This is a genomic window from Winogradskyella sp. SYSU M77433 (assembly GCF_029911945.1).
Classification (GTDB): Bacteria; Bacteroidota; Bacteroidia; order Flavobacteriales; family Flavobacteriaceae; genus Winogradskyella.
Genome location: NZ_JARYTG010000010.1, coordinates 36,156 through 49,071 on the forward strand (window position 1 = coordinate 36,156; position 12,916 = coordinate 49,071).

Sequence of the window (12,916 nt, forward strand, 5' to 3'; positions counted from 1 at the left end):
TATGGCTTTATCTCCCTTTCATTTGGCAATACCTGTACATAATCTTTCGGAATGTAGAGATTTTTATACCAATACTTTAAATTTTGAAGAAGGGAGAAGTAGTGATCACTGGGTCGATTACAACTTTTTTGGTCATCAGTTAGTGATTCATTACAAACCAAAAACTGAAGAAGACACCCATACCAATTCCGTTGATGGAAAAGATGTACCTGTTCCACATTTTGGTGTTGTTTTACCTTGGGAAGATTTTCATGGTTTTGCTGACATGTTAAAAAGCAAAAACATAAAATTCATCATAGAACCTTACATTCGTTTTGAAGGACAAGTTGGTGAGCAAGCAACAATGTTCTTTAAAGATCCTTCCGGAAATGCTTTAGAATTTAAAGCCTTTAAAGATTTAAATCAGCTATTCGCTAAATAATTAATCTTACTTTTTATTCTTCTTGTGCTGTTCTCTAGCGATAAGTGTATTTTTAAGTAGCATAGCAATAGTCATTGGACCAACTCCACCTGGAACCGGAGTAATAAAACTTGCTTTTTTACTAACGTTTTCAAAATCCACATCACCTGTAATGTAGTAACCTTTTTCAGAATCGTCTGGTACTCTTGTAATACCAACATCTATAATTACAGCATCATCTTTTACCATTTCTGCTTTTAAGAACTTAGGAATTCCTAATGCTGAAATAATAATGTCTGCCTGAGATGTAATCTGAGTAATATTTTTGGTATGGCTATGGGTTAAAGTTACAGTAGAGTTTCCTGGAAAACCTTTACGTCCCATTAAGATACTCATTGGACGACCAACAATGTGAGAACGACCGATAACAACAGTGTGTTTTCCTTTGGTTTCAACTCCATAACGATCTATCAATTCTAAAATACCGAATGGCGTAGCAGGAATAAATGTTGACATATCCAAAGCCATTTTTCCGAAGTTCATTGGGTGGAATCCATCAACATCTTTATCTGGATTAACAGCCATCAATACCTTTTGTGTATTAATTTGAGGTGGCAACGGTAACTGAATGATGAAACCATCGATATCATCATTATTGTTTAATTCTTCAATTTTATCTAATAATTCAATTTCACTTGTAGTATTAGATAGTTTTACCAAAGTAGATTCAAAACCTATACGCTCACAAGCTCTTACTTTGCTGCCAACGTAAGTTAAACTTGCACCATCATTACCAACAATAACTGCAGCAAGGTGAGGTACTTTTTCACCATTGGCTTTCATTTGTTTTACCTCTTCTGCAATTTCATTTTTAATGTCGTTGCTAACTTTTTTACCGTCTAGAATTGTCATGTTTTATGGTTTTCAATTGTTTTGATTTGAATATAATTTTGAAAGTATTAACTATTTAGATTCTAAGCTATTCTTAATTTCCTCAAAATAATCCTCATGTAAATTAGCAGGCAATTTATGCTCACTATTAGACCACTTTAAATCATATTCAAATTGATATTCTACTTTTTCTATTTTTGAATAATACTGTATTTTAATCAACTTAGGAGTTTCTTGATCATAGGATTTAAAAACATCAATTAATTCTATTAAAAATTCAGTACCACTCATCTGTATTCCTATTTGAGAATCATGATCGTCCTTATCTTTAATTTCACCATAACTAAGCAACTCATCCTTAATGTGATAAAAAGGTTTAAAAGTCAACCAATCCTCTTCAGCAATACCCATTGCATAAATTACTTCTAAATCCCTAACTTCCTCATCGCTTAAATAGTCAAAACATATTTCCACTATCTCACTAACAGCTTTAAATACTTCTTCGTGAAACTTTGGTTTGTCTGTTTTGTAATTCATTTAGATATTAATTGAGAAAATTATCTCGGCATGTTTTTCATCATCTGCATCATACGTTTTCCGCCACCGCCTTGCATCATCTTCATCATTTTACTCATTTGAGTAAATTGTTTTAACAATTGGTTTACCTCTTGAACTGAAGTTCCTGACCCCTTACCTATTCGCTTCTTTCTACTTGCATTTATGATTGACGGGTTAGCACGCTCATCTGGTGTCATAGAATGAATAATAGCTTCAATACCTTTGAAAGCATCATCATCGATGTCAATATCTTTCATCATTTTACCAGCTCCTGGTATCATACCAATCAAGTCCTTCATGTTACCCATTTTCTTGATTTGCTGAATTTGTTTTAAGAAATCATCAAACCCGAATTGGTTTTTGGCAATTTTCTTTTGAAGTTTTCGTGCCTCCTCCTCATCATATTGTTCTTGAGCACGCTCCACAAGAGACACCACATCACCCATTCCTAAAATACGATCTGCCATACGTGATGGATAGAACACATCAATCGCTTCCATCTTTTCACCTGTACCAATAAATTTAATTGGTTTGTTTACAACAGACTTAATAGAAATTGCTGCACCACCTCTAGTATCACCATCTAATTTAGTAAGAATAACACCATCAAAATTAAGAACATCGTTAAAGGCCTTAGCTGTATTTACAGCATCTTGACCTGTCATAGAATCTACAACAAACAATGTCTCTTGCGGTTGAATGGCTTTATGAATATTAGAAATCTCGGTCATCATGGCTTCATCTACTGCCAAACGACCAGCGGTATCTATGATTACAACATTATGACCATTTGCTTTTGCATGCGTAATACCTGCTTGCGCAATAGCTACAGGATCATTATTACCTTTATCACTATAAACCTCAACATTGATTTGCTCACCAACAACGTGTAACTGATCTATCGCAGCAGGACGGTAAACATCACAGGCTACCAATAAAGGTTTCTTTGTTTTTTTGTTTTTAAGATAATTAGCCAGTTTACCAGAAAAGGTTGTTTTACCAGAACCTTGTAAACCCGACATTAAGATTACACTAGGATTGCCTGAAAGATTAATCCCTTCAGCATCACCTCCCATAAGTTCGGTTAATTCGTCCTTAACGATTTTAACCATTAATTGACCTGGCTGAAGTGTCGTTAATACATCTTGTCCAAGCGCTTTTTCCTTTACTTTATTGGTAAATTCCTTTGCTATTTTAAAGTTAACATCGGCATCTAAAAGCGCACGTCTTACTTCTTTTAAAGTCTCTGCAACATTGACTTCCGTAATACTACCATGACCTTTGAGTACGTGTAGCGCTTTATCTAACTTTTCACTTAAATTATTAAACATAATCTTTATCTCTTTTTGGAAGTTGCAAATTTAAGAATTTACAAGAGATATACGAATGTGAAATGTACAAATATAGCCTAATGCCCTAACTTGTATGTAAAAGAAAAGAGTTGCCTAGCACTGGACAACTCTTTCTACCAACTTAAACATACTAAATTTACTAACTAATCTAGCGGTTTTATTTAATCACAGCCTCTTTCTAAGACAAGAATATTGTCTCCGCTATGTAATTCTAAATGATCTTCTTGACATTCTACCACAAGCCATTGCCCAGTTACGACCTGTATGTTTGTTCCAGTAACATTTGAAAACTCAACAATAACTCCATCTGCAGATTGTGAAGTTGTCCAAGTAGCATCTATTGTAGTATCGTTATTATAAATTATAACGTTTTGACTATTAGCTTCAAAATCGAAATTCCATGTCATTAGGTTGTCACTTCCATTATAGTTTACAGCATTCCAAATACAGGTGGTTAAAAATGTATCTACCTCTTCTTCACTACAGGTATTTGAACAATCTTCTACAATTAAATTATGGGATAGTATCTCAAAAACACTTGGATCACCAGCTAAAGATACTCTTGAATAAATTGTCTGAATAGGTGTTGTAGAATTTGTAAATGGATTTGGTAAAGCACCAACTTCAGTTTCTGCATCCTGTAATGTTAAGTAAAATGTATATTCAACATCGTCATTAGTACAATTAGCAAAAATTAGGTTTAGATCAAATAGTGCGACACCATCTACATTGCCATCATCTTGGTCACACACTGTTAGGTCATAGTTACCAAAGCACTCAAAAGGATTTTCTTCACCACACGTTAGAATTAACACATCATCACCTTGATTAAACACCAATTCATCTTCATTGCATTCTTGTAAGTACCAGAAACCATTATAATCGCCTAATGATGGATCAAAATTGATGACAATAAACACACCGTCATCATCTGTACTGATATCCCAAGTACCACTATACGGCATGTCGCCTTGATACATTGTAAAGAGACTATTGTTTTCTGAAAATTGAAAATATGTCATCGGTGACGTATAACCATTAATTGTAGGCTCTATGTAACAAGACATTAAATAATCACTTACTTCTGACTGGTTACAGCTAGGCGCTTCATAACAGTCTTGTTGTAACTGTAAAGTCGTATCGCCTCGTGTTATTGTAAGTTCTGGATTGTCATCACTACTTTCACCACAATCTACAATTAGCCATTCACCGCCTAAATCGTCTTGAAAAGACGTTAATTCTGAAATTGTGAGCATCAAACCATTATCTGTAGACGATAAGTTATAAAAACCCCCAATAAATGATGTTGTATCTCCTTCGGTAATTTGTAACTCTCCATTTTCATAAAACACCATTTGAAGATTAGCATATGCATTATTACCATCTGTAAAATTCCAAGGACATTCTTGTAGAATAGGACTTATTTGTACTTCTGTACAATTGTTTTCTTCCTCATTACAATCATCATCTGCTAATTCAATAGCTTCTGCCAACTCTTGGTTTGAATTTACCTCAACAACATCTCCATTAGCATATTCTAAAGAAACAGGAAAGTTAAGACTTACAATTAAAGCATTGTCATCATCTTCTAAATCTTCAAGAAAAACATAAAGTTCTTCATCGTTATTAATCACTACTGTTTCCGTTAAACTAAAGGCAGAATCAAAGACTGAAAAAGATATTGGGTATACAAAATCTACACATTCTATAATATCATTTTCCTCAGCATTACAATTCGTAATGTAGTTTGTTAATTGGTCTTCATTTTCAATTGTAACCTCCGAGTAATCACTAAAAATAATTGTAATAGGAAACACAAAATCCATAACATCGCTATTACTGATGTTATTATAAAGCGTTTCTAATTCTTCCAAATCCTCTAAAGTTTCTATAACATAAGTAGCATCACCTACTACAATTGTAACAGGAAGTTCTACAGAAAAACAACTGGATCCATCTAAGATATCATCCGCTGATCCATCGTTTGATGATGTCATTGTCATTAAACTTGAAAGAGATGAATTAGCTAAAATGGTTTCTTGCTCTGAAGGATTATCGATGTTCGTTTCTTCTTCTTGACATGAAAAAAACCCTAGAAGCGCCATCATGAATAAGAGGAAGATATGATTGATTTTTATTTTCATTGCCTTTTTGCTTAGTTTATTATAAAACAGCTAACAATCTGAATCTCCTACCTTAAGGTTTTAAAAAAAATTATTTATAATTTGCGACCCGCAAAAACCGGTTATGAGCCAACCTCTACACGATAATATTTGTGATGAATCTCTCTTTGAGCGTTTTTACAAAAAACATTCTAAGAACCTTCATGACTTTTTATATTACAAATTTGGTGACCATTTAAATCCACAAGACAAAGTTCAAGAAGCTTTTGTGAAATTATGGCAGAATTGCGGTAAGGTTGCTCCAGCTAAAGCAAAAAGCTATCTATTTACTACAGCGAATAATTTAATGCTCAATGCTGTATCACATCAAAAAGTAGTTTTAAAATACAATTCTAAACCACATAAGAGCTTTACTAATGAGTCTCCCGAGTTTGTATTACAAGAAAAAGAGTACCACGAAAAAATACAAAAGGCACTTGCTAATCTTACCGAAGCCCAAAGAACTGCTTTTTTATTAAATAGGATTGAAGGAAAACGTTTCAAGGAAATAGCAGAAATCTTAAATATTTCTACTAAAGCGGTTGAAAAACGTATATATGGAGCCCTAAAAAAACTACGTGAAGATATTGATGGAATTTAAAGGGTAGGAGTTTTGAAACCTAAATTGTTATATAAGTGAAATGGAAAGAGAAGAACTCATAAAAAAATGGTTAGATCATAACCTCAACCCTGAAGAGCAAAAGGCTTTTGAGCGTTTAGAGGATTACGATCAATTAACAAAAATGAGCAGTGCTATAAAGTCATTTAAAGCACCTGAATTCTCTGTGGAAAATACTTTCAACAATTTAAAATCTAATCTAAAACCTAAAGAAAAGAATAGCAGAAATTGGATAAAACCGTTAATGAGAATTGCTGCCGTTTTAGCTATCAGTTTTAGTGTTTATTATTATTCAACAACATTAGATTCTAATTTTGAAACCACCATTGCGCAACAAACAGTTGTAGAGTTACCAGATGCTTCAACCGTAGACTTAAATTCTAATTCTACACTTTCATTTAATAAAAGTGATTGGAAAACCAATAGAGAAGTAAAATTAGATGGCGAAGCATTTTTTAAAGTTGCCAAAGGCAAAAAATTTGATGTTATTACCGAAGATGGTATCGTTACAGTATTAGGAACTCAGTTTAATGTAAAACAACGCGGATCTTATTTTGAAGTAACATGCTACGAAGGTTTAGTACAGGTAACCTACGATAATACATCTCAAAAATTAAAACCAGGTTACACTTTTAAAGTCATAGATGGGAAACAATTTGCAGAAGAAAAAGAAGTTGCCACGCAGCCTAGCTGGTTGCGTGGTGAAACTAACTTCACCAATGTTCCTTTAAAATATGTGTTTTTAGAACTTGAAAACCAATATGATTTAAAAGTTGATGCCTCTACTATTGATACTTCTCGCTTATTCGCAGGAAGCTTTACGCATAAAAATTTAGATTTAGCCTTGAAATCTATAACAATACCATTACATTTAAGCTATAGCAAGTCGGGTAAATCTATTACAATAAAGCGTGAATAAACTATTACAAGCTATAGTTTTTTATTTCCTAATTATTGCCTTTTGTAATCTTTCTTATGGTCAGAATCAAAAGGATAAGCTACCTCTCGCTCAAATCATTACTCAATTAGAATCTCGATACAGTATTAAATTTTCTTACGAGACCTCAACAATTGAAGACATTTTAGTAGAACCTTTAAATCCTGAGCTTTCATTAGAGGAGGCTCTTGCACAGCTCAAAACTTATACTAACCTTAATTTTGAAATATTAAGTAGTCGTTTTATAGCTATAACACCGACGCTTCAATCTGAACAAAATAAAACAATTCAACATTTAGAAGAAGTTGTCATTAATAACTACCTAACTAAAGGGATTTCTAAAACCAATAATGGAACCATTGAAGTAGACAATACTTCTTTTAATATTCTACCAGGTCTTATTGAACCCGATGTATTACAGATAGTACAAAAACTTCCAGGTGTTATTAGTGTAGACGAACGTATTTCTAACCTTAACGTCAGAGGTGGTACAAATGATCAAAACTTAATATTATATGAAGGCATGCGCATGTATCAATCGGGTCATTTTTTTGGATTAATATCTGCGTTTAATCCTTATTTATCCGAAGAAATAAGCATTTCAAAAAATGGTACAAGTGCCAAATTTGGCAATGGTGTTTCTAGCACAATAGCCATTGACAACTCTGATGATATTAACGAAAAATCAAGTGCTGGCTTAGGTGGAAATTTATTGAGCGTTGATGGTTTTGCAAAAATACCTTTATCTAAAAAGACTGAATTGCAGCTTTCGGCTAGGCGATCTTTTACCGACCTTATAGCTTCTACGACATACGACTCGTACTTTGATCGTATTTTCAATGATTCAGAATTAAACACTTCTAATGATGTAAACACATTATTATCTTTAGATGAACGTTTTCTATTTTATGATTTCAATGCTAAATTTTCATATGCTATTGATAAGTCTTCAAATCTGAGTGTTAACCTGTTGAACATTTATAATAATCTAGATTATAATCAGGTATTTACAACATCAAATAATAATTTTCAAGAAACTCGAAGTGCTCTAAATCAAGTTAGTTATGGAGCTACAGCCAAATATTCTAAAGATTGGAACAAGGAAACAAACACATCCGTTCAAGTCTACTACTCTAATTATGATTTGGCTGCAGAGAATAATGACATTACTAGTAACCAAAGACTTATTCAAGAAAATGAAGTCACTGATTTAGGCTTAAGGTTTGATGTTTCAAAAACCATAGACAAACTCACAAAATTTAGTAGTGGTTACCAATTTAATGAAGTTAGCGTAGAGGATTTAGAGGATGTTACAAATCCTGTTTTCACAAGCTATAAAAAAGAAATCATAAGAACCCATGCGCTTTTTGGCGAATTACAATGGAAATCCGAATCTAGAAATACCTATATGAGGTTTGGTGCCAGAATCAATTATTTTGAAAAACTCTCAGAATTTTTAATGGAGCCAAGGTTAGCATTTAACCAGAAGATATCTGACCATATCAGACTCGAAATTTTAGCTGAACTAAAAAGCCAATCCATAACTCAAATAGTCGATTTACAACAAGATTTTTTTGGAATAGAAAAAAGACGATGGCAATTAGCTAATAACGATAACGTTCCTTTAACTAAAAGTCAACAAGTTTCCGCTGGTCTAAGTTATAATTTTAATGGTCTTTTAATTTCATCTGAAGGTTATTATAAAAACGTTTCGGATATTTCTTCTCGAAGTCAAGGATTTCAAAATCAATTTCAGTTTACAAATGATATTGGCTCGTACACCATCACAGGCTTCGATTTTTTAGTTAATAAGCAATTCAACAACTTTAGTACATGGCTTAGTTATACCTATAGTAACAACAACTATAAATTCGAAAATTTAAATGAAGGCCTCACTTTTCCAAACTCATTAGATTTAAGACATGTCGCAAATGCCTCGGTTACTTACAGTATAGATAATTTTAAGGTGGGTTTAGGTTTGAATTGGCATTCCGGACGACCATTTACATTACCATCAGAAACACAAAATGATGCTAATTCTAGCATAGAATACAATTCACCTAACAGTTCAAGGTTAGACGATTATTTTAGAACTGACATTTCTGCTATCTATGATTTTAAACTTTCAAAAGGAATAAAAACCCAAGTTGGTGCTTCAATATGGAATATTTTTAATCAAACCAATATCATCAATCGTTACTACATCTTAAATCCTGATGATAATATTGTAGAGGTTAATAATAGGTCTTTAAAATTTACACCAAATTTAAGTTTGAGAGTCAATTTTTAATTGTTTATTGTAGTACCAATCAACATTATAAATGCAAATAAAGAATCACTGTAAGCTACTACTAACCTTTTTTTTTGGTCTTTTTTATCAAATTTCAACGGCACAAAACAAAGATAATTCTATATTTATCATTCCTGAAATCGTAGTCGGAAAAACCTTAGAAGCCAATACATTTTTTCCAGAAACTAAACTTCAAAAAGACCTTTTTCTTAGTTTAGGAAAATACAATTTTGACAAAAATAAAGAATGGGCTGCAAGGTTAAATTATCCTAAAACAGGTATTACCTTAGGTTATACAGACTTTGGTAATAGTGAAAAGGTTGGGCACGCTTATACCCTAATGCCTTTTATAGAATTTTCAATTTTAAAAAAAACAGTTGAAGGCTTAAATCTACAAGTAGGCATTGGTGGTTCTTATATGGACACACAGTACGACGCAACAACTAACCCTTTCAACAAGGCAATAACCACTAAAATTAACTGGTCATTTCGGTCTTTTTTATACTATAATGTCTTTAAATCCGAAACATTATCTTGGAGATTTGGTTTAGGCTATTTGCACCATTCCAATGGTCATACAAGTTTACCAAATCAAGGATTAAATTCTTTAGCAGCTAGTATTTCTACAAAGATTGACACAAAAAAACAGCACCTAGATTTCGAAAAACCTAAGTTCAGCTCAAAATCTCAATCCTACTTTTCTACAAGAATTGGCATCGGACAAAATGTACTGTCGGAAAAATTTAATACTAAAAAAGAGGTTTTTACTTATGCTGCTTCAGCAGGAAAAATCATAAACAATACCTTTAAATTTGGCGGTGGTTTTTACTATAGATTTTACGAGCATTATTATGATTACATCAATAATAATGAAGTTTTGGTTGAAGAAGATTATCCACATTTTAGAGACAATGCATATGGCTATGCTACCAATTTTGGGCTTTTTGCTACTGCAGAACTATTAATGAGCCATATAGGTTTTGAATTTGAATTAGGCTTAAATGTCTACAAACCCTTCTATAAAATTGATTGGAGACTTAATCAAGGCTATGATTACGAAAATGCCAATGGCGAAACCATCGAAGTCTTAGGTGAGCTCGATTGGTACTACGAAATAAAACGAACCGTTTCTGCTAGAATGGGCTTAAAATACTACCTATGGTCAACCAATACTGCGCCTAAACATAACATTTTTATTGGCGCACATATCAATGCCAATCTTGGCCAAGCGGATTTTACTGAATTGAGTTTAGGCTATGTTTATCGCTTTAATAGTAAAGAAAAAAGTTAATTTACATACGCTCTGGTACATTAATACCTAGTACGTTAAATGCATTTTTAATAGTTTGCCCAACTGTTTTAGATAATTGAACTCTAAAAATTTTCTCCTCTTCTTTATCAGCTCCTAGAATTGAAACATTTTGATAGAACGAATTAAAATCCTTCACCAAATCGTAGGTATAGTTTGCTATCAAAGCAGGACTATGTTGCTCCGCTGCATTCTGAATGACTTCAGGAAATTGTTCTAACTGTTTTAAAAGTTGCTTCTCCTTTTCATGTAAAGACAGTTCACTTACTACTGTAGAATTTATTGCGTCTTCTGACTTTCTTAATATAGACTGAATTCTTGCATAAGTATATTGAATAAAAGGCCCTGTGTTACCTTGAAAATCAATAGATTCTTTTGGATCGAATAAAATGCGTTTTTTAGGGTCTACTTTTAGGATGTAATATTTTAAAGCACCTAAACCAATGGTTTTATATAGAGCTTTCTTCTCTTCTTCATTATACTCATCTAGCTTTCCTAACTCTTTGGATATTTCTTCCGCAGTATCTGCCATTTCTTGAATGAGATCATCAGCATCTACAACGGTTCCTTCTCTACTTTTCATTTTTCCACTTGGTAAATCTACCATACCATAACTTAAATGGTATAAGTTCTTTGCCCAATCAAAACCAAGTTTTTTTAGAATTAAGAACAGCACCTTAAAATGATAATCTTGCTCATTCCCTACGGTATAAACCATACCACCTACATCTGGAAAATCTTTAATACGCTGAATCGCTGTACCTATATCTTGCGTCATGTAAACCGCAGTACCATCACTACGCAATACTATTTTTTCGTCTAACCCATCTTCGGTTAAATCACACCAAACCGAACCATCTTCCTTTTTAAAGAATACACCTGTTTTTAAACCTTCCGCAACAAACTCCTTTCCTAAAAGATAAGTATCACTTTCGTAATAGTATTTATCAAAATCGACTCCTATGGCTTTATAGGTTTCCTCAAAACCATCATATACCCAACCGTTCATTGTCTTCCAAAGTGCAACAATTTCTTCATCACCAGCTTCCCATTGACGGAGCATTTCTTGAGCTTCATTGAGAATAGGTACTCTTGACTGAAAATGCTTTATACATAAAGCAATTATTTTCTTTTCTTCTAAATCTTTTATATCCGAGATTTGATCTGATAAAAAATTAAAATTTGTCTGAATTTTTCTAAATTTATCTTTTTTTGTCAGTATTTCAACATCTAAAGCGTCATTTTTATCTAAAGAGAAATCAGATATAAGTGAACTTTTAAGAAGAGGAATAGCGAACAATTGTTCTTCAGAAAAAGAATCTTTTAAATATTCATTTAAGGCCTCTTGAAAAGCATTTTGAATAACAACTAAATTTGGTTCTTTTTCATTATTTAATACAGGTATCGCTCTTTTATTAGAATTAATATCTTCTAATAACTTTTTATATTCATTAGAGGCAGATTTATAAATTTCATTTAATTCTCTTTTGTAAGCCTTATCGAACTCTACATAATAATTACCAACAAGTTTATCGCCTTTTAAGCCTGTAGACTCTGGAGTTTCTCCATTTCCAAAACGTTGCCAAGCCAACATACTTTTACAAATATGAATACCTCTATCGTTAATGATTTGGGTTTTGTAAACCTTTTTTCCTGAGGCTTTTAAAATCTCAGAAACACTATAACCTAAAAGCACGTTTCTAACATGTCCTAAATGCAAAGGCTTGTTGGTGTTAGGAGAAGAATATTCTACCATAATGGCTTTATCGTCCTTATCGGTGACAAAACCATAATTTTCATTTTGCTTTATAGATTCGAAGAAACTTAGGTAATAAGTATCACTAATTTCAATATTCAAGAAGCCTTTAACCACATTGAAACCTTTTACCAAATCCACATTATCTTGCAGATATTGACCAATTTGCTCACCAATTACAACTGGGTTTCCTTTTACCACACGTAGCATCGGAAACACAACAACTGTAACATCTCCTGCAAACTCCTTACGAGTAGCTTGAAATTCTACAGATTCTAATTCGGCTTGAAATAACGCTTTTACTGCGGCTTTAACATGTAATTCTAAAGTCTCTTGAAGATTCATTATTGCTAGTACTTGGTATTATTAAAACGTCTGCAAAGATAGAAGTTTTATTATGTTTTCTTATGCTTATCTAAAGCTTATAAATAATTACTGTCATTCCCTCTAAAAAGTCAAATCGATTTCAATAACAAAAGGCTTTATTCAACTTAAAACAATTTATGTAAACAACTAAAAAACAACACCTTAAATAAGACGTGCATTTCATCGACAAACATGTATTTTTTCCAAGATTTCTGCCGTTTGTCGATACATTGGTTTTACTCATACATTTCAGCTGTCACTTCATCTAATTTATCG

Annotated in this window: 10 protein-coding genes; 5 read left to right on the top strand and 5 right to left on the bottom strand. The window is 32.7% G+C overall.

All coding sequences use genetic code 11. The features are described from left to right. Position 1 precedes the first annotated feature (1 nt). Positions 2 to 421 carry a VOC family protein gene (locus QGM60_RS17045; RefSeq protein WP_281141464.1) on the top strand — a complete coding sequence of 140 codons (420 nt, stop codon included), beginning with the start codon at positions 2 to 4 and terminating at the stop codon, positions 419 to 421. Between the two features lie 6 nt (positions 422 to 427). Here QGM60_RS17045 and QGM60_RS17050 read toward each other — a convergent pair whose 3' ends face one another. The 4 genes from QGM60_RS17050 to QGM60_RS17065 all read right to left on the bottom strand — a co-directional run bounded on the left by QGM60_RS17050 (position 428) and on the right by QGM60_RS17065 (position 5,345). Beyond that, entirely contained in the window at positions 428 to 1,312 is an 885-nt protein-coding gene (locus tag QGM60_RS17050) for a bifunctional 5,10-methylenetetrahydrofolate dehydrogenase/5,10-methenyltetrahydrofolate cyclohydrolase (RefSeq protein WP_281141465.1), read from the bottom strand. A gap of 51 nt (positions 1,313 to 1,363) precedes the next feature. Next, positions 1,364 to 1,828, bottom strand: coding sequence for a hypothetical protein (locus tag QGM60_RS17055; protein ID WP_281141466.1), 465 nt, complete (start codon positions 1,826 to 1,828; stop codon positions 1,364 to 1,366). Between the two features lie 20 nt (positions 1,829 to 1,848). Then, a complete protein-coding gene (gene ffh, locus QGM60_RS17060; RefSeq protein ID WP_281141467.1) occupies positions 1,849 to 3,180 on the bottom strand; it encodes a signal recognition particle protein in 1,332 nt (443 codons plus the stop codon). A 182-nt stretch (positions 3,181 to 3,362) separates the two neighbouring features. Continuing rightward, a complete protein-coding gene (locus QGM60_RS17065) occupies positions 3,363 to 5,345 on the bottom strand; it encodes a hypothetical protein (RefSeq protein WP_281141468.1) in 1,983 nt (660 codons plus the stop codon). A gap of 103 nt (positions 5,346 to 5,448) precedes the next feature. Here QGM60_RS17065 and QGM60_RS17070 point away from each other — a divergent pair, with 103 nt between their 5' ends. From QGM60_RS17070 to QGM60_RS17085, 4 genes are read left to right on the top strand one after another with little or no spacing between them, the layout of a single operon-like run. Then, entirely contained in the window at positions 5,449 to 5,964 is a 516-nt protein-coding gene (locus QGM60_RS17070) for an RNA polymerase sigma factor (protein WP_281141469.1), read from the top strand. A gap of 40 nt (positions 5,965 to 6,004) precedes the next feature. Then, positions 6,005 to 6,901 (top strand): FecR domain-containing protein, encoded by an 897-nt coding sequence (locus QGM60_RS17075; RefSeq protein ID WP_281141470.1) that lies wholly within the window; start codon positions 6,005 to 6,007, stop codon positions 6,899 to 6,901. Continuing rightward, positions 6,894 to 9,209: a TonB-dependent receptor gene (locus tag QGM60_RS17080; RefSeq protein ID WP_281141471.1), complete on the top strand. Its 2,316-nt coding sequence runs from the start codon at positions 6,894 to 6,896 to the stop codon at positions 9,207 to 9,209. The genes QGM60_RS17075 and QGM60_RS17080 overlap by 8 nt, the downstream gene beginning before the upstream one ends. Positions 9,210 to 9,240: 31 nt before the next feature. Beyond that, positions 9,241 to 10,500, top strand: coding sequence for an acyloxyacyl hydrolase (locus tag QGM60_RS17085; protein ID WP_281141472.1), 1,260 nt, complete (start codon positions 9,241 to 9,243; stop codon positions 10,498 to 10,500). Between the two features lies 1 nt (position 10,501). On the opposite strand, the gene argS is transcribed toward QGM60_RS17085, so the two are convergent. Next, positions 10,502 to 12,619: an arginine--tRNA ligase gene (argS, locus tag QGM60_RS17090; protein ID WP_281141473.1), complete on the bottom strand. Its 2,118-nt coding sequence runs from the start codon at positions 12,617 to 12,619 to the stop codon at positions 10,502 to 10,504. Positions 12,620 to 12,916 lie beyond the last annotated feature (297 nt).